The sequence below is a fragment of the Pelomonas candidula genome (genome assembly GCF_043555985.1).
GTDB lineage: Bacteria > Pseudomonadota > Gammaproteobacteria > Burkholderiales > Burkholderiaceae_C > Pelomonas > Pelomonas candidula.
Genome location: NZ_JBIGIC010000018.1, coordinates 1 through 19,494, shown reverse-complemented (window position 1 = coordinate 19,494; position 19,494 = coordinate 1). Strand labels below are relative to the sequence as shown.

Below are 19,494 nucleotides of genomic sequence, written 5' to 3'. Positions count from 1 at the left end.
TCAGCCGACCCCGCCGTCACCATCCGCCGCGCGTTTCAGCCGGCCCACCAGGTCCTGGCGCTGCGCGGCATCCTGTGCCGCGTCGATGTCGCCGAACAGGTGGCGCTGCCCTGGCGGGATGTGCGCCAGCACCTCGCCACGGGCGCCGAACACGTAGTGCCCGAACAAGGCCCGCCAGCCCTCGCGCTCGCCCTCCGGCAGATGGCGCAGCGCCAGCATGGCCAGCCGCATCGCAGCCAGGTGCAGGTCGTCCGGCCGCTGCGGTGCGGCCAGCGGGCGCCACCAGTAGTTCATCAGGATGTTCAGGTCCGGCGCCAACGCCTCGACCTGGTGGAACCACAGCGGCGGGATGTAGATCGCATCACCCGGCTCCAACTCGGCCACGACGGCCTGCTCCAGCGCTTGCGCCACGAGGGGAAAGCGCGCCGGGTCGGCCCGGTGCAGGTCGGGCACGACCGACATCGGCGCCGGCGTGGGCGCGTAGTCAGGCGGGCCCAGGTAGAGCAGCGGCGCGCATTGCGGCGGCAGCAGCGTGAAGCGTCGCCGGCCCGCCGCGACGCAGGCGATGTTGTGCGAATCGTCGAAGTGCGCAGGCACCGTGGCACGGTTGCCGATCCAGATGCGCGGCGCCACGGCGGCGTCCAGCAGCGGCAGCGCATTCGCGCGATCCAGGCCTGGCAAGGCGTCCGACACGAGCGCGCTCTGGGCCGCGAGGCTGGGCGGCTCGGGAAAGTGGCTGTAGCGCCAGAGCTGCTCGAACAGCGCGGCGTAGGGCCGCTTGTCGTGCGTGAAGTTGAAGCCGTCCAGCCCGGGCTTGTAGCTGAAGGCCCGCGTGGGTTCGGGCCTGGCCAGCACGGCGTCCACCGGCTGGCCGCCGTCGAAACCCATCAGGTACTGCAGGCAGGGCTCCAGCCCCGCCCGGCCCTGCGCCACCAGCGGCCAGTGCGCCACCACACCGCGCATCACCACCGGCTCGTACGCCGGCACCACGTCGCGCTCGAAGCGATCGCGCGTCAGGCCGGTCAGTTCCTTCATCGGCTGCATGGCACTCCGATCAACGCCGCCGCGCCAGCACGCCGTGCCAGGGTTCGGGGATGTGGGCGGTGGGGTCGAGGTCGCGCTGCACGACGTAGTGCTCGAACATCGCCGCCCAGGCGTCGCGCTGCGCCGCCGGCAGCGCGTTCAGCACCCGGATGGCCTGCATCAGCGTGGCGACCGGCGCGGGCAGCTGAGCGTCGCCGGGGAGCCCCACGACAGGCCACCAGTAGTTCACGAGCAGGTTGACCTTCTCCAGCGCCTCGACCTGGTGGAACCACAGCGGCGGGATGTAGAGCGCATCGCCCGGCGCCATCTCGGCGGCGCGGGCCGCAGCCAGCGCCTCGCGGTAGCGCGGATAGCGCTCGTAATCAGGCGCCTTGGGATGCACGACCGAGATGGGCGCGCCCGATGGCGTGTGCTCCAGCGGGCCGATGTAGAGATTGCCCACCTGATCGGGCGGGAACAGCGTGAAGCGCCGCCGCCCGGCCACCACGCAGGCCAGGTTGTACGGATGGTCGTGATGCACCGGCACCGTCAGCGCATTGCCCAGCCAGAAGTTGGGCACGACGCCGGGCAGCGCCTGCAGCGGGTTCTCGTCCAGGAATCCGGGGATGACCTCGCTGACCTTGGCGCACTGCGCGGCGATGGCCGGCGCACCGTCGACGGGCAGGTAGGCAGCCAGGTTGGCCATGAACTCCGGCAGCCGCATGCGCGCCTTCACGAAGGCGAAGTCGGTCAGCGTGTCGTTGTAGCCCATGACGCCCCGCGCCGCCGCGCGGGTCTTGGTGGCGATGACCTCTGCGCCGCGGTCGAAACGGGCGAGGTAGTCGCAGATCCCCAGCACGGCGGCACGCCCCGCCTCGACGGCGGGCCAGTGGCTCAGCAGCCCCTTCAGCAGCACCGGTTCGGCACGCTGTTCCAGCCGCTGGCGCAGGTCCGGCCCGTCCGTGGCCGGCCAGCTTTCAACCGGAGTCATGCCCGCTGAGGGCGCCTCATCGCCGGCCATTCGATCCTCGCATCCACGCCCTCCAAGACAAGGCCACCAACATACCAGCCACCCGATGTCAGCGCCAAGCCCTGCGTCTGGTGTCGTCTGCGTCGCTGGTGAACAACAGGATTCTGGCAAAAACTCAATCCCAATCCAATACCAGTTGGCGCACCAAGGCGGGGCAATCACAGAGAAAACCCGCCCTCTTCCCATGGAACACCTAAGCCACCCGGGAAACTACCCACTCACAATTGGTAGCTAAGTGGATTTATCGATACCTATAGTGGCATTGCACTGGTTGCATATCGTTCACCGCGTGATCGAAGCAAACCGGACTTGAGGTGGTATGCAGGCAGGCCACCACCACCTCCGCATCGAACCACCGGCCACAACGAGGAACCAGAGATCATGAAGGTCAAGCAGACCCCCATCGCAGCAGCCGTCTCGCTGTCACTGCTGGGCGCGGCATTCGCCGTCCAGGCACAGGAGGCACCCGCATCCACCCAGCTGGAGCAAGTCGTCGTCACCGGCATCCGCGCCTCGCTGCAAAGCGCCGCGGTGATCAAGAAGAACGCCAGCGCCGTCGTCGACGCCGTGTCGGCCGAAGACGTGGGCAAGCTGCCCGACTCCGACGTGGGCCAGGCGCTGGGCCGCATCCCCGGCGTGTCCGTCGGCCGCGCATTCGGACAGGGCGCGTCCGTGTCCATCCGCGGCTCCGACCCGCAGATGACCTACACCACGCTGAACGGCCAGACCGTCGCGTCCACCGGCTGGTACGACCAGATGGACATCGACCGCTCGTTCAACTACTCGCTGCTGCCCGCTGAAATGATCGGCGGCATGGAGGTCTACAAGTCGTCGCAGGCCAACCTGACCGAAGGCGGCATCGGCGGCACCGTGATCGTCAAGACCCGCAAGCCGCTGGATCTGGACCCCAACACCGTCTTCCTGAGCACGCACTACAGCCACAGTTCCATCAGCGAGCCCGAGAAGGAGGTTTCCGGCCTCTACAGCTGGCGCACCGCTGACCGCCGCTTCGGCGCCCTGGTGGCCGCCGGCATCTCCAAGGGCAACTACATCCGCAACGGCGTCGAGTCCGACAGCCGCTGGAACAGCGACGTGGCCCCCACCGCCTTCATTCAGGAGCGCAAGCGCACGTCGCTCAACGTCGCACTGCAGGCGCGCCCGGTCGAGGGTCTGGAGCTGGGCCTGAACGTGCTGAAGATGAAGCTGGACGCCAACAGCTCCAACACCAGCGACTACCTGATGCACGACCCGAACTGCGACCAGCGCAATACCGCTGTCGAGTCGATCTTCAACCCGAACGGCATGTGCCTGCACAGCACGACGACGGCCGCCAATCCGCTGCAGAACCGCTTCTTCCAAGTCTGGGCCCGTGGTGCCAGCATGGATTCGAACAGCGTCGTGGCGGATGCCCACTACAAGCTCGACAACGCCAAGTTCGACGTCGTGCTCGGCGACACCAGCGCCAAGGGTGGCACGTCCATCACGACCAACTACCAGACCAATTCCTGGAGCAACGTCTTCAACCGCCCGAACTGGCAAGGCACGATCGACGCCACCGGTCACGAGATCGAGATCAACCCGACGTCCAACCAGTCCTGGGGCCTGAGCGCTCTGCCGACGCAGCTGGCGGCCAGGTCATGGGCCACGTCTTCCGGCCCGAACAAGGACAAGGAGAAGTTCGGCCAGTTCGACGCGACCTTCAATCTGGATTGGGGCGTCATCAGCGCCTTCAAGACCGGTGTCCGTCTGGCTGACCATACCTTCGAGAAGCGCAGCTTCCGCCCGATCTGGAGCGTTGGACTCATCCAGGACGGTGACGGCATCAATGCGCTGACCAACACCAACACACTGTTCAGCGGCTCGGTGAACGTGGCCAGCTGGTCGGTTCCGCGCCCCGACATCAGCGCCATGTTGAACAACACTTCCAAGAGCATCGGCTCCTGGGTGGAAGATCGTTCGGGCTACGGCGAGCTGAACGAGAAGAACCGCTCGGCCTACGGCATGTTCGAGTTCGACACCGAGGGCGTGCGCGGCAACTTCGGCCTGCGCTACATCTCGACCAAGGTCACCAGCACCGGCTACAAGTTCGACGGCACGACGCCGGCCGACGCCTACTCCGGCAACCAGAACTGGGCCAAGACCACGGCGTCCACGGACTCCACCTACAACGACGTGCTGCCCAGCCTCAACATCGCCTTCGACCTGCGCAAGGACCTGGTGCTGCGCGCCACGGCGTCCCAGGCCATCACCCGCCCGAACTTCGCCAACATGTTCGGCGTGACGGTGTCCGGCTACAACGACGACCGGCCGAACAACGAGACCTGGACCGTCGGCAACGTCGGCCTCAAGCCCATGAAGTCCAGCCAGGCCGATCTCAGCCTGGAGTACTACTACGGCAAGGGCAATCTGCTGTCGGCGACCTACTTCCTGAAGGACATCTCCAACTTCGTCGTCGCCAACGTCCTGCAGAACCAGAAGGTCGGCCTGGTCGACCCGCTGACGAAGGTGGACAACTGGACAGTCCAGAGCTTCCAGAACGCCGGTGGCGGCACCATCCGCGGCCTGGAGCTGCAGGTCAACCACGGCTTCAGCAATGGCTTCGGCGTCAGCGGCAACTACACCTTCACCGAAGGCAAGGCCCCCGGCAGCAGCTTCCTGGACGGGTTGAACCTGTTCACCCAGGCCTCCAAGCACAACGTCAACCTGGTCGGCTACTACGAGAACGAGACCTACTTCGGCCGCCTGGCCTACAACTGGCGCTCGAAGTACATGATCCGCGAGGGCGCGTTCTGGTACGGCAACCGCATGCATGCCAGCTTCGGCACGCTGGACGCCTCCTTCGGCTGGAACATCAACAAGTGGCTGAAGCTGAGCCTGGATGCCGTCAACCTGACCAAGCAGGACGACATCCAGTACGGCGCCGCGGCCGCCAGCAACACGGCCATCAAGGACCCGCTGCGCGCCGGCTTCCCGGCCTGGTCGTTCAAGGGCGAGACGACCTACAAGCTGGGCCTGACCGCCAAGTTCTGACCCCGACGTCCCCTTGTCTCCTCCCCTTCAAGCCCGGCAGCCGCCGGGCTTTTTTTCTGGCGCGGCAGGCGCAGCACTGCGCGGGCGAAGCCCGGTGGCCGTGCCGGGGCCAGGAAGGGTCTGCAAAACCCCTGCGGGTTGGCGACAGCCCCGGCCCGCGCGGGTGTCGCAGCCCCTTCCTAGAAGTCGTAGAAGGTGTTGACCGTCAACCGACCCGTACGCGGGTCGCTTCCCAGGCCGCGCTGCGGGTTGACGATGGCCGAGTGCAGCAGGCTGCCACGATAGATCACCAGGCGGTTGAAGCGCGCCGGCATCATGCCGAGGAACTCGAAGTGCTCGTCGGAGTCGTCGAAATAGCGCGGCGGCGCGGGCCGGCGATCGACCTCGCCGTAGACCGCGGCCCCGTAGCGCTCGCGGTTCGCGGCGGTGATCTGCTGCAGGCCCGTGGCGCGGTGGCGATAGAACGCCGTGCCGCCCTGCTGCTCGTCGCATAGGTAGAGCAGCACGGCCATGTAGTGCGGCGTGCTGGCGTCGAAATGCGGTATGCGCTGCAGCGGCCCCAGCTCGCTTGGCGCCACGGTGGTCAGCGAGAAGGCGCAGGGCGTCTTCTTTACCGGCAGGGCCTCGGGCACGCCGAAGTTGACCTTGATCAGCGGGTCCAGCAGCGCCGTCAGGCTTTCGGAATAGGCCGATGGCACCGGCGCGCGGATGCCGGGGTAACCGCGCTTCTCGTCGGCGCCGGGGCAGGGTTCGAAGCGGGCGCGGCTGGCCGCCTCGACGAGGGCCTGCGGGTCCTGCAGGAAGTCGTCGATGAAGACGACCGTGTGCTCGCCGATCCGCACGGAGCGGATGTCCGGCGGCATGCGCAGCGCGAACGGCTCGTCGTCGCTCATGGCGGCTCGCGTGTCAGATCTTCCAGTACCAGCCGCGCCGGTCCAGCGCCCAGACGATGACGGCCCAGACGGCCACGAAGGCCACGGCGAAGCTCAGCGACTGGCCCTCCGGCCCCACGAAGCGGCCCAGCGGGCCGAACACGCCGCGGTACAGCGGCTCCATCCAGCCCGTGGCGGCCAGCAGCACGGTGCACATCCAGGCCCCGGCGTAGGCGCCGATCGCGTTGAGCCCGAAGGCACGGCCCCAGGGCCGGTGACCGCGCCGGTCCACCCACTCGTGCGCAGCGGCCAGCGCCACAGCGGCCAGGCCACCGGTCCACAGCACGAAGGACGGCGTCCACAGCTGCTTGTTCCACGGCAGCCAGGCCGACCACCACCAGCCCACCAGCGCTGCGGCAATGCCGCTCAGCAGCAGGCCGCGCACCTGCCCGCGGCGCAGCAGGCCGCCGCACAGCACACCGAACAGCGTCGTCGCCAGCGCGCCCAGCGTGGACAGCAGGCCCTCGGGGTCGAAGGCGATGCGCGTGACCGGGTCCCATTCGTAGGCGAAACGGCCCAGCACGGCCGTGTCCACGCGCTGGGCCAGGCTGCCGAGCTTCTCCAGCGTCGGCCCCGTCAGCAGCAGCGCGCCGTAGCCGGCCAGCAGCGCCACGAACAGCACCCACTGCCCGCGGGCGCGCAGGCCCAATGCCACCAGTCCGGCGGCGATGAAGCACAGGCCGATGCGCTGCAGCACGCCCAGCACGCGAAACTCCGGCTTGTGCATCAGCCACCAGGCCAGCGCGTGCAGCACGAGGCCCAGCGCCACGATGCGCAGCCCGCGCTGCACGACGGCCGCGCGCACCGGCCCCAGCGGGGCGCCCGCATCCACACGCGGCCCGAGCGCCAGCGCGGCGGACACGCCGACGATGAAGAGGAAGAACGGGAAGATCAGGTCGGTCGGCGTGAAGCCGTGCCAGGCGGCATGCTCCAGCGGCGCGTATACATGGCCCCAATCGCCCGGGTTGTTGACCAGCAGCATGGCCGCGACGGCCAGGCCGCGCAGCGCATCCACCGACGCGATGCGCCGGCTCACGGCCGCATCGCGTTCATCGCGCCCAGGATCTCGCCGTTGTCCTGGCTCAGCTCCCACGCGAACACGCCGGCCAGGCCCGCCTTCTTCGCGAACGCCACCTTGGCACGCACCGCGCGCGGGTCGTCGTAGCCGACGAAGCGGCCGCCGCCCACCATGGCCCAGGACTGCGTGCGCTTGTCGAACTGCGGTGTCATGCCCTGCTGCTTCAGCGCGGCGATGTCCTTGAAGGCGACCGAGCCGTCCTCGTTGGGCCAGGGCTTGGCGTAGCTGCCGTCGGCCTTCACGCCGGCGAAGCCGCGGCCGTACATGGCCACGCCGGCCACCATCTTGGCCGGCGACACGCCCGCGGCCTTGAGGCCGGCTACTTGCGCCTCCAGGCTGGCGTCGTCGCCAGGCCTGGCACTGCGCAGCGCAGCGTGATTGCCTGCGTTCTTCGTCCACGGGCCGGTGAAGTCGTAGGTCATCATGAAGACCAGATCCAGCGACGCCGCCGCGCGGCCCATGGGCATGCGCGCGAGTTGTTCCTTCGAAGAATTGATGGCCGTGGTCAGCGCGTAATGCCGGCCGGCCTCGCGGCCCAGCGCGTCCAGGCCCGCGCGCAGATCCTGCAGCAGCTGCACGAAGTGCTCGCCGTCGGCCGGGCTGCCCAGCTGCACGCCGTTGGACGCGCCGTTGTTGCCCGGGTGCTCCCAGTCGATGTCCAGGCCGTCGAAGCCGGGGTGAGCGCGCAGCCAGTCGCTCGCCTGCTTCACGAACGCGGCGCGGCCCTCGGCCGTCGCGGCGAGGTGGAAGAACGGGTCGGACCCACCCCAGCCGCCGACCGAGGCCAGCACCTGCACCTTCGGGTCGCGTGCCTTCAGGCGCTGGAACGCCGCGGAGAAGGTCTCCTGGTCGGCATGCGGCGCGATGCTGAAGTTGGGACGGCCGGCGCAGGCAGCGGCCTCCTGCTTGCGTTCGCCCTCGCCGCAGATCAGCAGGAAGGCGTAGAGGATGTGCGTGACGCTGCCGGGCTTGAGCTGCTCGACGACGTCGACGCCGCGCTCGGCCAGGACATAGGTGCCGACGACGGGAGAAGGCTTGATCTGGGCGTTCGCGGCAGCCGCGACGAATGCCAGTGCGGCGAGCCAGGTCTTCTTCATAGATTGCATTCGCTGGTGAGGCCCGCGTCGGGCACGGTGTCACGCCGGGCCACGCCCTCTTTGCGCAGTTGCGCGGCGCGGGCCTGCATGGCCGTGGGGCTCAGCGTCCTGCCGGCTTCGTGCAGCACCCAGTCGACGTCGAATTCGTAGTCGCGCTGCGAGCCGGCGACGGCGCCCGCCGACAGCCAGTGGTTGAAGCTGATCGCCATCGGCTGGCTGGGCACGTTGCGGCCGGTGTGCTCGCCGATGAGGCGGCCGTTGACGTAGTGGCGCGTGCGCGTCGCCTCGACCTGCACGGTCAGCAGCTGCCAGCCGTCGAACGAGCCTTGCAGGATGGACGCCTGGTTGAACGACTCCCACGGGTCGATGCGCACCGTGTGCCAGCTGACGCCGTACAGCCGCGTCTCGGGCTCGCCCCAGCCGCCGTGCGGCAGGTATTCGAAGTCGACCTCGCTGAAGTCGGGGTCGTAGTCGTGCTTGAGCGGGCCGGCCAGGAAGAAGCTCTGGATGACGGGATCGCGCGAGCCCGGTGTGTCGCGCAGCCGCACGCGCGCCGTCGTCGTGCCGACGAGGAACTTGCGCGGCGCGCAGAGCTGGGCCAGCGTCGTGTTGGCGTTGGTGCCGTCGGTCGTGAGCTTGAGCTTCAGCAGGCCCGCGTCCAGCGACAGCTGGCCAGGCGAAAAGCGTGAGCCGGCGAGGCCCGGATGGCCCGAGCCATCGCGCAGTACCCAGCCGCTGGCACGCAGCGCGTCGAGGTCCTTCTGCGAGAAGTCGTCGAAGAACTCGCCGCCCGCCAACACCGGAGTGGCCACGACGAGCAGAACCAGCGCCGCCTTCATGCCGGCACCGCCTCGGCGGGCTTGGCCGTGCGCGGCATCGGCACCCAGAACAGCAGCAGCAGCGGCAACACACCGCAACCGATGGTCCAGGCGAAGAAGTGCTGGTAGCCGACCGAGACCTGGATGTCGCCGCTGATGAACTTCGCGAAGATGAAGCCCAGCTGCATGACGCCCGAGCCCAGCGCGTAGTGCGCCGTCTGGTAGCGGCCGGGGGCCACGGCCTGCATGATGTAGAGGATCATGCCGACGAAGCCGAAGCCGTAACCCAGCATCTCGGTGCCCACCGCCGCGCCGATGTGCAGCATGTCCTGCGGCAGCGTGCTGGCGAGGTAGTAGAAGGTGAAGTTGGGCACCATCATCGCGACGAGCAGCAGCGGCATTGCACGCTTCAGGCCCAGCGCGCTGGTCAGGTAGCCGCCCAGCACCGAACCGATCAGGAAGCCGCCCGTGCCGACCCAGCCGTAGACGTCGGCCACCTGGCCGGTCGTCAGGCCCAGGCCACCCTTGTCGCGCGCTTCGAGCAGGAACAGCGGGCCGATGGTCTGCACCTGGCCTTCGGCGAGGCGGAACAGCACGATGAATAGCACGGCCAGCCAGATGCCGGGCTTCTTGAAGAAGTCGATGACGACGTCCTTCAGCATCTCGGCGACGCCCGAGGCCGTCAGGTCGCTGTGCTCGGTGCTCAGCGTGCCGGGCAGGAACTTGGCGTTGTAAGTGGCCAGCACCGTGACCAGCACGCACAGCATCAGGAAGACGCTGCTCCACGCGTTCACGACACCCACCTGCCCTTCCAGATGGCCGGCGAGCTTGAGCACAATGCCGGTGATGAAGAAGCGCGCGCCGTTGAAGAAGGCGCCCTGCCAGCCCGCGTAGGCGGCCTGGCGCTTGCTGTCCAGCGAGGCCATGTAGAGGCCGTCGCAGGCGATGTCGTGCGTGGCCGACGCATAGGCGATCAGGAACAGCACGATGATGGCCGCGCCGAACCAGTGCGGCAGGTGCAGCGCCAGCGCCATCAGGCCCAGGCCCACGGCGCCGAGGTACTGCATCGCCGTGACGATGAGCTTCTTGCTGCGCGCCAGCTCCAGGAAGGGGCTCCACAGCGGCTTGACGGCCCAGGCCAGGCCCAGCACGGCGGTCCAGCGCGCGATCTGGTCGTTGGCGACGCCCAGGTTCTTGAACATCAGGCCCGCGATGAGCATGACGACGAAGAACTGCATGCCCTGCACGAAGTACAGGGTCGGAATCCACCGCATGGGCGTCTTGGCTTGTTCCATCACTGCAGTCCCTGCGGCGCACGGCCGGTTGCTTGGGTGCGGCCTTCCAGCCAGGCCTTCAGTGCGGCCAGGGCACCGGGTGCGAAGCCCCAGGTCAGCACGGTCGGGCCGTGCACGTCCAGCGCCTGGTAGGGGTTCCACAGCGACAGGTGCAGGTCGGGCCGCCACTCGCTGGCAGCCAGCCCGTAGCGGGCGCGGCGCGTGGACACGACGACGTTGAGGCGGCCATCCTTGGGCAGCGTCGACCAGTCGAACTGGGCGATGTCATCCACCATGCGCACCTGGGCGTCGGTGAAGGCGTCGAACAGCGCGAGAGCCTGTCGGCCCGTGGGGCCCGCCTCGGAGACCATGTCGGTCGGCACGTCGCCCTGCACGATGACGCGGATGGGCGTGGTCAGCGCAGGCGGCTTCGCGCCGCGCAGCACCGTCAGGCCGGCCGCCCAGGCCTCCGCCATCAGCGCATGGTCAGCCGCACGCGCGGCGGCATCGCCCACCACGCGGGCGGGGTAGGCGGCGGCCAGCGTGTCCAGGCGGCGGTTGGCCGTCTCGCCCTGCTCGAGCGTCAGCCGGCCCTTGGCAAAAGCGTCGCGCAACGCATTGATGGCCACGAGCTGCTCGGCCAGCGAGCCCTGGGCCAGCACCATGTCGGCGCCGGCCTCGATGGCCATGACGGCGCTCTTCGCATAGCCGAAGCGCTCGGCGACGGCCTTCATCATCAGCGCGTCGGTGATGACGACACCGTCGTAGCCCCAGTCGTCGCGCAGGATGCCCTTGAGCAGCTGCGGCGACAGCGTGGCGGGCCGGTCGGGGTCGATCTGCGGGTAGACGATGTGGGCCGTCATCATGGCCGGGGCCTGGCCGGCGAGCGCCTTGAACGGCGCCAGCTCCAGCGCATCCAGCTCGGCGCGGCTCTTGTCGACGGTGGGCAGCGCGTGGTGCGAGTCCACGTGCGTGTCGCCGTGGCCGGGAAAGTGCTTCACGCAGCAGGCCACGCCTTCACGCAGCGAGCCGCGCATCCACGCGGCGGCCAGGCGGCTGACCTCGGCCGGGTCGTTCGAGAAGCTGCGCTCGCCGATGACCGGGTTGGCCGGGTTGTTGTTGACGTCCAGCACCGGCGCGAAGTTCCAGTTGATGCCCAGCGACTTCAAGCCACGCGCGACCGCGGCGCCCACGGCCTCGGCACGGTCGGCGTCGCCGCTGGCGCCCAGCGCCATCGCCGACGGCGGCTGCGGCAGGAAGGTGGCGCGCACGACGGCGCCGCCTTCCTGGTCGATGCCGATCAGCGCCTCGGGGCCCAGCACGTCGATGAGGTCGCCGACGAGCGCCCGGACCTCCTCCTCGGTGCCGAGGTTCTTGCGGAACAGGCAGACCGAGCGGATCTTCTGCTCTCGCAGGAAGGCGGCGGTCTCGGTATCGAGGGACTTGCCGGGGATGTCGACCATCACGAGACGGCCAGGATCGAAGGTGCTCATGCTGTCCTCAGCTTCTCAGTGGGTCTTGGTGACCTTGGCCAGGTTTGGCGGAACGTCCGGGTTGAAGCCGCGCGCACGCGCCAGCGCCTCGACCATCGGGTAGAAGCTCTGCACGAGGGCGATGGGGTCGAGGTCCTCGTTGCCGGTCGTGACCAGCGGCAGCAGCTCGATACCGGCCGAGCAGCGCGTGCCGATGGGCGCGGCCAGCAGCACGCGGCCACCACGGGTGCTCATCTCCTCGGCGATGGCCAGCAGGCCGGCTTGCGCGGGACCGCGCGGCGCGAAGACGAGCAGCGGATAGCCGTCGCGCACCAGCGCCATCGGGCCATGCTTGACTTCGGCGCCCGAGAAGGCCTCGGCCTGGATGCCGCAGGTCTCCTTCAGCTTCAGCGCCGCTTCCATCGCGACGGCCAGGCCCGTGCCGCGGCCCAGCACGAACAGGCGCTCCTCGTTCTGCAGCACCGGCAGCGCAGCGCTCCAGTCCAGCTTGGCGGCCTGCTCCAGCGCGATGGGCAGCACGTTCAGCGCGGCACGCAGCGCATCGTCCTGCTGCCAGGCGGCCACGACGCGGGCACCGGCAACGAGTTGGGCGATGTAGCTCTTCGTCGCGGCGACGCTCTTCTCGGGGCCGGCGTGCAGCTCGAACACATGCTCGGCCGCGGCGGCCAGCGGCGAGCCGCTGGCGTTGACGAAGGCCACCGTGCGCGCGCCGCCCTCGCGGAAGAAGGTCGTCGGTGCGATCAGGTCGGGGCTCTGGCCGGACTGCGAGAAGGCCAGCGACAGCAGGCCCTCGCAGTGGATGCGGCTCTGGTACAGCGTGATCAGCGACATCGGCAGCGATGTGACCAGCCGGCCCAGCCGCGCCATGACGAGATAGGCCAGGTAGTGGGCCGCATGGTCGGAGCTGCCGCGCGCAATGGTCAGCACGCTGGTGGGCGGCAGCTCCTGCAGCGACTGGCCCAGGCGGGCGTAACTCAACGGGTCGGCCGCCAGCTGGCGGGCCACCACGTCCGGCGCGCTCAGCGCCTCCTCAAGCATCAAAGACGACATCGACCTCTTCACCTTCCACAAACACGCGCCGCAGATCGAGCGCGCCATCCATCACGACCACATCCGCCCACGCGCCGGGGGCGAGCCGCCCACGATCCGCGAGGCCCAGGTAATCGGCCGCCGCCGTCGACACGCGACGTGAGGCGTCCACGAGATCCAGGCCCAGCGCCTGCACGAGGTTGCGCAGCGCCTGGTCCATCGTCAGTGCGCTGCCGGCCAGCGTGCCGTCGGCCAGGCGCACGCCGCCCAGGCATTTCTGCACCGTGTATTCGCCCAGGCGGTACTCGCCGTCGGGCATGCCGGCGGCGGCGGTCGAGTCGGTCACGCAGAACAGGCCCGGGATGCAGCGCAGCGCGACGCGGATGGCGCCGGGGTGCACGTGCAGCAGGTCGGGGATGAGCTCGGCATGCCGGCCATGCGCCAGCGCCGCGCCGACCATGCCGGGCTCGCGATGGTGCAGGCCCGTCATGGCGTTGAAGAGGTGGGTGAAGCCGGCCGCGCCGGCGTTCAGCGCCGCCACGCCGTCGTCGTAGCTGCCGGCACTGTGGCCGATCTGCACGCGGATGCCGGCATCGCGCAGCGGGCCGATCAGCGCGATGTGGCCGGCCATCTCGGGCGCGATGGTCAGCACCCTGATGGGCGCGAATTCGTTCAGCCGCATGACCTCGGCCAGCGTCGCGGGAATCGCGTGCGCCGGCTGGGCGCCGAGACGGTCGGGGTTGATGTAGGGCCCTTCCAGATGCACGCCCAGCACGCGCGCCGACTGCGCACCACGCTCTCGGCAGACGGGGCCGAGGGCGCGCAAGGCAGCCTCGATGTCGCCGACCGGCGCGGTCATCGTCGTCGCGAGGAAGGCCGTCGTGCCGTGGCGCACATGGCGGCGTGCAATCGTCTCGATGGCGTCGCCGGCCTCCATCGTGTCGCGGCCACCACCGCCGTGCACGTGGGTGTCGATGAAGCCGGGCAGCAGCACGGCGCGGCCGCCCTCACCGGCGCGAGAAGCGTCAATGGGCGTGCCGCTGACGGCAGCAATGCGGCCGTCAGCGATGTCCAGGTGGCCGGCGATCACGCCCTGCGGCGTGACGATGTCGCCTTCGAGTCGCATCAGCCTCTCCAACACGTCGTGACTTCCGCGGGCCGAGCGCCGGGCCGCTCCCAAGCCGGCCCGCCATGGCGATGTGCTTGCCGGTCAACCCGGCAAGCATCGCCGTCCCCGCGGGGGACCGGCCAACGCAATCGTTGGACGAGGGGCATCATCATTCCCGGCGCATCTCGGCGACGAAGTCGTAGTAGTCGCTGCGGCAGTAGGAGTGCGTCAGCTCCACCGCCTGACCGGAGGCCAGATAGCCCACCCGCGTGATGAACAGCACCGCGGCGCCCAGCGGCACCTCCAGCAGGCCCGCCAGCTTGGCGTCCGCGTTCAGCGCCCGGATGTGCTGCAGCGCACGCACCGGGGCGCGGTCGCCGAGGTGCGAGTACAACGAGGCCTCGACCTTCTGCGGGTCGGGCAGCACGCTCTGCGGCAGCACGCTGACCTCGTAGGCCATGACGACCGAGTCCGCCAGCCGCAGCCGCTCCAGGCGAGCGACGCGCTCACCGCTCTTCAGTTCCAGCGACAGCTGCTCGTCCGGCGCCGCCGGCGTGAAGCCGCGCAGCAGCCAGCGCGAGCCCGGCACGAAGCCGCGCTGGTGCAGCTCCTCGGAGAAGCTGGTCAGGCGCGTCAGCGGCTGCTCCAGCTTGGGCGCGATGTAGTTGCCCGAGCCGCGCTTGCGGATGATCAGCCCTTGCTCGACGAGCCGGTCGATGGCCTTGCGCGCGGTGACGCGCGACAGCTCCAGCTGCTCGGCCAGCACGCGCTCGCTCGGCAGCGCCTCGTCGGCGTGGAAGACACCGTCGCGGATGGCCTGCGCCAGGCTCTGCGCCAGTTGCATATACAGGGGCGACGCCGCGTTGGGGTCGGGTTTGAAATCGAAAACAGCGCTCATGGGGAGGTTGTCTCTTGTTGTTGGATCAGCCAGAGTGCGCCGGCAGCGGCATCGCCCTGGGGTTCGACACGGCGGGCCTGCAGGGCCGGGCCGAGGCGCGGCGCCAGGCGCAGCGCGATGCTGCCGGCCAGGGCCAGCGGCAAGGAGGGATGGAGGGCCTCGGCAAGCGCGTCCAGCGCGCGTGCGGCCTCGTCGAGCAGCGCGGCGGCAGCGGGGTCGGCATGCTCGTTCTCGAACACGAGCCGTGCGAGGCCGGCATAGCCGCCCTGGCCGGCCTGGGCGCAAAAGGCCAACAAGTCTTCGCGGCTCGGCCCGGCAGCGGCGTAAACGCTGTCGGCCAGCGCACCGCGCGGCGCACGGCCATCGAAAGCAGCCTGGGCGACCTTCATCGCCTGCTGGCCCAGCCAGGCGCCGCTGCCCTCGTCGCCGATCTGCCAGCCCCAGCCGCCCGTCATGCGGCGCGTGCCGTCTTCCAGCAGCGCTTCGGCCACGGAGCCGGTGCCCGAGATCAGCAGCGCGCCGGCCCGGCCGCCATGCGCGCCCAGCAGACCGGCCAGGCCGTCGGTGATCAATGCGAAGCGCGCAACACCCGGATCGGCCGCGACGAAGCCCTGCAGCTGCGCGGGAACACCCGTGCCGGACAGCCCCAGGCCCAGCGCACAATCCTGCAGCTGCAAGCCCGGCACGCTGGCGCGTTCAATCGCCTCGGCGATATGCCGCCAGGCCTGTTCGACCCCCTGGTTCAGCGCCGACGCGCCGGACTCGCCGCGGCCCAGCAGTTGGCCGCCGGCGTCGGCCACGACGGCCCGCGTGCTGGTGCCGCCGCCGTCGATGCCGACCCACCAGCGGGCGGGCCGACCGGAGTCGTGAGAGGTCACAAGAGAAGGATCGAGAGCAGGCAACATGGTCGACGCGAATCAGTCGATACCACTCTAATACCAACGACAGGCATCGTCAATTGGTTTTAAACTGGTCTACGGTCTTCTTTGCGGACCACGGACCCGCCCTTGCCGGGGTTGGGAAGGCTCTCGGATGAACAAGAATACCAGTGAGAAACCAACCTGACGCCCCCGCCGTGTTCACGCTCCAACCTGCTGCCAGCGAAGCCCTGTCGGACCTGCTGGGCCGCATCGCCCGTGTCGGCCACCGCCACCCCGCCCTGGCCGACCGGCTGCTGGACCACCTGAGCGCGAACGCCTTCGCCGCCGGCGACACCGCTGTCGGCGTGGATACGCTCTACGCCCGCTTCGGCCTGCTGGAGCCGCGCGGCCGCGCGCTGGAGCTGCTGCCGGCACTGGAGCAGGCCGGCGCGCTGGCCGCGGCGGGCCACTTCCCCATCCAGGCCGCGCGCGTCTGCGAGGCGCTGGGGCGCATCGCCTACCAGCAGGGCGAGTACCAGCTCGCCAGCGAGCAGTGGTCGCGCGCGCTGGACCTTTCCGAAGTCAGCGGCCATCTGCAGACCGGCGTGGCCGCGCGCATCGGCCTGGGCCAGATCTACTACGCGCAGGCCGACTGGGCCCGGGGCCTGCGCCAGATGCGTGACGCCGCCGAGCACCTCACCCAATCCGCCAAAGAGGGGGACGACAGCTACCTCGCCGCCAAGTTGGCGCTGAACATCGGCGTCGGCAGCTTCGAGACCGGCGACCTGCCCGCGGCCGAGCGCCACTTCAGCCACGGCCTCGCGGCGGCGCGCCGCGGCGGACACCGCGTGTTCGAGGCCGAGGCGCACTGGCACCTGGCCCGCGCCGCGCTGGCCCGCCAGCGCATGGACTGGGCCGTGGCCGACTGCCGCCTGGCCCTCGACATCGCCGCCCGCCAGGGCTACCCCTGGCTGGAGGCCGCCGCCAGCCGCACCTGGACCGAGATCGCGCTGGCCCGCGGGGACAACGCCGCCGCCGTGCGCTCCACGCGCCACGGCCTGCAGCTGGCGCAACGCATCCAGGCCCGCGCCCAGGCCCGCCAGGCCCACCTGCAGCTGGCCCAGCTGCTGCAGGCCGAAGGCGACGCCGCCGGCGCACTGGAGCATCTCTGGCAACACCTGGCCCTGCAGTCGGAGATCGAGCGCCTGTCCCTGCCTGCACGTGCCACGCTGGCCGCGCCGCCGGCCGACGACACCGGCACACCGGTTTCGCCTGAGGAGCTGTTGCTGCACCTGTGCGGGCAGCGCCAGCGCCTGGCCAGCATCCCGCCGCATGAAGCGCTGGCCGAACTGAAGGCGGCCAGCAGCCGCATCCTGGGCGTGGCCAGCGTCATCCGCTGGCCGCTGGGGCCGCAAGGGCTGAACGCCGACTCCCATGCCCGCTATATCGACCTGCTGACCCGCCACGGCGCACCGCTGGCCCTGCCCGACGCGGCCCTGCACCCCTGCCACGATGAGCTGGCCGGCCTGACCGGCGCGGCCGAGGCGCGCATCGAGGTGCCGCTCTACGACGGCGCGCAGCTCGCCGGCGCGCTGTGGCTTGTCGATGCACGTGCCACACGGGCCTGGACACGGCAGGAGCTGCTGATCGCGAGCCAGCTCGCGCTACTTTTTGAAGCTCAGTCCGCCTAGACAGAACGCATCCGCGCCTCTCGCCGCGGCGCGTCCTTCACCAGCTCGCTGATGAGCCGAGTCTCGGGCATCTGTGCCCAGTAGCGCACCGGCATCTCCTTCTTCATCATGCCGATCTTGAGCCGCGCCGGGTTGAAGATACTGCGGTAGTAGGTCAGCCACAGCGCCTCGCCGGCGTCCTCGGGTGGCGCGTCCTCACGGAGCGCAGGGCCGGCGCCGGTGAGGCGGCTGCCGTCCCAGTGCAGGCAGCCGCGTGGGGTCAGGATGGCCCAGGCGTGCTGGGCGAAGCGCTTCACGAAGAACGGCGCAGCCGCGCGCAGCACGTGGTGGACCGGCTCGAACCACGCGACATGCCGGCGGCCGCCCGGCGCCTGGTCGTCGGCCACCTCGCGAAAGCGCACGAAGGCATGCATCTTGTGGATCTCGCGGCGCACCTGCCGGGCCAGCGACTGAAGGTGGCGGCGCTCCGGGTCCAGCAGGTCGCCCCACAGGCCCGGCTCGCGCTGCAGCCGGCGCGCAAAGGCGAGCAGCCGCGCGTAGCGGTCGTCGTCGGCATGCATGGCCACCTGACGGCCCAGCGCGTCCCAGCCGTCGGGCGGCGCCCAGGGGGCCGGCGGCGTCGGCGGGGCATCGCCGAACAGCGCGGCCTGGGCGCCCACGTCGTGCGTCCAGTCGGCATCGCCGGCCAGCAGCGCCGGCAGTTGCGCGGCGAAGCCGTCCCAGTCAGCGGGGTAGCGCAGCGGCAGGTTCATCAGAACAGCGCCGCCTGCTGTGGGGCAGCGACGGGCCGCGCCAGTGCCTGCACATCAGCCGGGCGCGGGCGGTGGTCCACCGTCACGACGAAGGGCAGCGCCTTCTTGCCCGAGGGCCCCAGCGCGAGCAGGTCGGCGCGGCGAAGCCGCCGGTGCTGGCGCGCGGCCAGCAGCTTGTCGACCGAGCCCACGCCCAGCCCCGGCACGCGCAGCAACTGCTCGCGGGGGGCTCGGTCGACGTCGAGCGGGAACACCTCGGGGTGGGCCAGCGCCCAGGCCAGCTTGGGGTCGTGGCGCAGCGACAGGAAGCCGGCCTCAGTGACGATCTCGTCGGCCTGGAAGCCGTAGAAGCGCATCAGCCAGTCGGCCTGGTAGAGCCGGTGCTCGCGCAGCAGCGGCGCGGCCTGGGCGGGCAGCGCGCGGTGGGCATGCGGAATGGGGCTGTAGGCCGAGTAGTAAACGCGCCGCAGCCGCTGGCCGGTGTAGAGCCGGCTGGAAAGCTGCAGCACCACGCGGTCGTCGGAGGCATCGGCGCCAACGATGAGCTGCGTGCTCTGACCGGCCGGCGCGAAGGGCGGCGGCTTCACGGCGCCCGCCACGGCGCCGGGCAGCGCGCGGATGGCCTGGGCTTCTCGCTTCGCCTCGCGGGCCGCCTGCAGCCGCAGGTGGATGCGCGACATCGTGCGCTCGATGCCGGCGGCGTCCTTCTCGGGCGCCAACTGCTTCAGGCTCGCCGCGCTGGGCAGCTCGACGTTGATGGACAGCCGGTCGGCGTAGCGGCCGGCGCGCTCGACCAGTTCGGGCGACGCGTCGGGGATGGTCTTGAGGTGGATGTAGCCCCGGAAGTGCTCCTCCTCGCGCAGCCGCCGCGCGACCTCGATGACCTGCTCCATCGTGTAGTCGGGCGTGCGGATGATGCCGCTGGACAGGAACAGCCCCTCGATGGCGTTGCGGCGGTAGAAGGACAGCGTGAGCCGCACGACCTCGTCGACGGTGAAGCGTGCGCGCTTCACGTCACTGGATTGGCGGTTGATGCAGTAGAGGCAGTCGTAGACGCACCAGTTCGTCAGCAGCACCTTCAGCAGCGAGATGCAGCGCCCGTCGGGCGTGTAGGCGTGGCAGATGCCGTTGCTCGTCGAGCCCAGGCCCTTGCCGTCGCGAGAGTCGCGCTTTTCGGTGCCGCTGCTGGCGCACGACGCGTCGTACTTGGCGGCGTCGGCAAGGATGGCGAGCTTGTCCTGGACTTCCATGTAGAATTGCGATAGGGCCACCCGTTACCGGGCGCCCCCCGCGCAGATCCCGGCGTGCAGAATTCCCGCACCGGGCTCCTGCCTTGGGTGGGTGGCGTCGAAGCGCTGGTTTGGCCAAGGATGAAGGATGC

The 19,494-nt window shown here is 69.8% G+C and carries 16 protein-coding genes; 2 read left to right on the top strand and 14 right to left on the bottom strand.

Annotation, left to right across the window (positions count from 1 at the left end; genetic code table 11):
• Positions 1 to 1,044, bottom strand: coding sequence for a cupin-like domain-containing protein (locus tag ACG04R_RS25575; protein WP_394416809.1), 1,044 nt, complete (start codon positions 1,042 to 1,044; stop codon positions 1 to 3).
• 10 nt (positions 1,045 to 1,054) lie between these two features.
• Positions 1,055 to 2,014, bottom strand: a complete 960-nt coding sequence (locus ACG04R_RS25570) for a cupin-like domain-containing protein (RefSeq protein ID WP_394416807.1) — start codon at positions 2,012 to 2,014, stop codon at positions 1,055 to 1,057.
• Between the two features lie 420 nt (positions 2,015 to 2,434).
• Between ACG04R_RS25570 and ACG04R_RS25565 the strand changes: the two genes are divergently transcribed.
• Positions 2,435 to 5,083: a TonB-dependent receptor gene (locus ACG04R_RS25565; RefSeq protein WP_394416805.1), complete on the top strand. Its 2,649-nt coding sequence runs from the start codon at positions 2,435 to 2,437 to the stop codon at positions 5,081 to 5,083.
• Between the two features lie 179 nt (positions 5,084 to 5,262).
• Here the strand turns inward: ACG04R_RS25565 and ACG04R_RS25560 are convergent, their stop codons facing one another.
• From ACG04R_RS25560 to ACG04R_RS25515, 10 genes are all read right to left on the bottom strand, one after another.
• A complete protein-coding gene (locus ACG04R_RS25560; protein WP_394416803.1) occupies positions 5,263 to 5,976 on the bottom strand; it encodes a DUF6445 family protein in 714 nt (237 codons plus the stop codon).
• Positions 5,977 to 5,989: 13 nt separating this feature from the next.
• Positions 5,990 to 7,051 carry an acyltransferase family protein gene (locus ACG04R_RS25555; protein ID WP_394416802.1) on the bottom strand — a complete coding sequence of 354 codons (1,062 nt, stop codon included), beginning with the start codon at positions 7,049 to 7,051 and terminating at the stop codon, positions 5,990 to 5,992.
• Positions 7,048 to 8,190 (bottom strand): glycoside hydrolase family 18 protein, encoded by a 1,143-nt coding sequence (locus ACG04R_RS25550; protein ID WP_394416800.1) that lies wholly within the window; start codon positions 8,188 to 8,190, stop codon positions 7,048 to 7,050. Before ACG04R_RS25550 ends, ACG04R_RS25555 begins: the two co-directional genes overlap by 4 nt.
• Positions 8,187 to 9,029, bottom strand: coding sequence for a glycoside hydrolase family 16 protein (locus ACG04R_RS25545; RefSeq protein WP_394416798.1), 843 nt, complete (start codon positions 9,027 to 9,029; stop codon positions 8,187 to 8,189). Before ACG04R_RS25545 ends, ACG04R_RS25550 begins: the two co-directional genes overlap by 4 nt.
• Positions 9,026 to 10,303, bottom strand: coding sequence for an MFS transporter (locus ACG04R_RS25540; protein ID WP_394416796.1), 1,278 nt, complete (start codon positions 10,301 to 10,303; stop codon positions 9,026 to 9,028). Before ACG04R_RS25540 ends, ACG04R_RS25545 begins: the two co-directional genes overlap by 4 nt.
• Complete coding sequence (nagZ, locus tag ACG04R_RS25535) at positions 10,303 to 11,775, bottom strand: beta-N-acetylhexosaminidase (RefSeq protein ID WP_394416794.1); 1,473 nt, start codon at positions 11,773 to 11,775, stop codon at positions 10,303 to 10,305. Before nagZ ends, ACG04R_RS25540 begins: the two co-directional genes overlap by 1 nt.
• Before the next feature lie 15 nt (positions 11,776 to 11,790).
• The gene (locus ACG04R_RS25530; RefSeq protein ID WP_394416792.1) at positions 11,791 to 12,825 is read right to left on the bottom strand and encodes an SIS domain-containing protein; all 1,035 of its coding nucleotides are present in this window, start codon (positions 12,823 to 12,825) and stop codon (positions 11,791 to 11,793) included.
• Entirely contained in the window at positions 12,806 to 13,930 is a 1,125-nt protein-coding gene (gene nagA / locus ACG04R_RS25525; RefSeq protein ID WP_394416790.1) for an N-acetylglucosamine-6-phosphate deacetylase, read from the bottom strand. The genes ACG04R_RS25530 and nagA overlap by 20 nt, the downstream gene beginning before the upstream one ends.
• Before the next feature lie 151 nt (positions 13,931 to 14,081).
• A complete protein-coding gene (locus ACG04R_RS25520) occupies positions 14,082 to 14,810 on the bottom strand; it encodes a GntR family transcriptional regulator (RefSeq protein WP_394416788.1) in 729 nt (242 codons plus the stop codon).
• Complete coding sequence (locus ACG04R_RS25515; protein ID WP_394416786.1) at positions 14,807 to 15,688, bottom strand: glucosamine kinase nucleotide-binding domain-containing protein; 882 nt, start codon at positions 15,686 to 15,688, stop codon at positions 14,807 to 14,809. The genes ACG04R_RS25520 and ACG04R_RS25515 overlap by 4 nt, the downstream gene beginning before the upstream one ends.
• A 197-nt stretch (positions 15,689 to 15,885) precedes the next feature.
• Here ACG04R_RS25515 and ACG04R_RS25510 point away from each other — a divergent pair, with 197 nt between their 5' ends.
• Entirely contained in the window at positions 15,886 to 17,361 is a 1,476-nt protein-coding gene (locus tag ACG04R_RS25510) for a hypothetical protein (RefSeq protein ID WP_394416784.1), read from the top strand.
• Here the strand turns inward: ACG04R_RS25510 and ACG04R_RS25505 are convergent.
• Entirely contained in the window at positions 17,358 to 18,113 is a 756-nt protein-coding gene (locus ACG04R_RS25505; RefSeq protein WP_394416782.1) for a TIGR03915 family putative DNA repair protein, read from the bottom strand. The two genes, ACG04R_RS25510 and ACG04R_RS25505, sit on opposite strands and share 4 nt — an antisense overlap.
• Positions 18,113 to 19,363, bottom strand: coding sequence for a putative DNA modification/repair radical SAM protein (locus tag ACG04R_RS25500; RefSeq protein WP_394416780.1), 1,251 nt, complete (start codon positions 19,361 to 19,363; stop codon positions 18,113 to 18,115). Before ACG04R_RS25500 ends, ACG04R_RS25505 begins: the two co-directional genes overlap by 1 nt.
• Positions 19,364 to 19,494 lie beyond the last annotated feature (131 nt).

Bases quoted from the DNA above. Each gene is read 5' to 3' on its own strand.
- ACG04R_RS25575 (WP_394416809.1), bottom strand. From the start codon at position 1,044: ATGCAGCCGATGAAGGAACTGACCGGCCTGACGCGCGATCGCTTCGAG.
- ACG04R_RS25570 (WP_394416807.1), bottom strand. From the start codon at position 2,014: ATGACTCCGGTTGAAAGCTGGCCGGCCACGGACGGGCCGGACCTGCGC.
- ACG04R_RS25565 (WP_394416805.1), top strand. From the start codon at position 2,435: ATGAAGGTCAAGCAGACCCCCATCGCAGCAGCCGTCTCGCTGTCACTG.
- ACG04R_RS25560 (WP_394416803.1), bottom strand. From the start codon at position 5,976: ATGAGCGACGACGAGCCGTTCGCGCTGCGCATGCCGCCGGACATCCGC.
- ACG04R_RS25550 (WP_394416800.1), bottom strand. From the start codon at position 8,190: ATGAAGAAGACCTGGCTCGCCGCACTGGCATTCGTCGCGGCTGCCGCG.
- ACG04R_RS25545 (WP_394416798.1), bottom strand. From the start codon at position 9,029: ATGAAGGCGGCGCTGGTTCTGCTCGTCGTGGCCACTCCGGTGTTGGCG.
- ACG04R_RS25540 (WP_394416796.1), bottom strand. From the start codon at position 10,303: ATGGAACAAGCCAAGACGCCCATGCGGTGGATTCCGACCCTGTACTTC.
- nagZ (WP_394416794.1), bottom strand. From the start codon at position 11,775: ATGAGCACCTTCGATCCTGGCCGTCTCGTGATGGTCGACATCCCCGGC.
- ACG04R_RS25530 (WP_394416792.1), bottom strand. From the start codon at position 12,825: ATGTCGTCTTTGATGCTTGAGGAGGCGCTGAGCGCGCCGGACGTGGTG.
- nagA (WP_394416790.1), bottom strand. From the start codon at position 13,930: ATGCGACTCGAAGGCGACATCGTCACGCCGCAGGGCGTGATCGCCGGC.
- ACG04R_RS25520 (WP_394416788.1), bottom strand. From the start codon at position 14,810: ATGAGCGCTGTTTTCGATTTCAAACCCGACCCCAACGCGGCGTCGCCC.
- ACG04R_RS25505 (WP_394416782.1), bottom strand. From the start codon at position 18,113: ATGAACCTGCCGCTGCGCTACCCCGCTGACTGGGACGGCTTCGCCGCG.
- ACG04R_RS25500 (WP_394416780.1), bottom strand. From the start codon at position 19,363: ATGGAAGTCCAGGACAAGCTCGCCATCCTTGCCGACGCCGCCAAGTAC.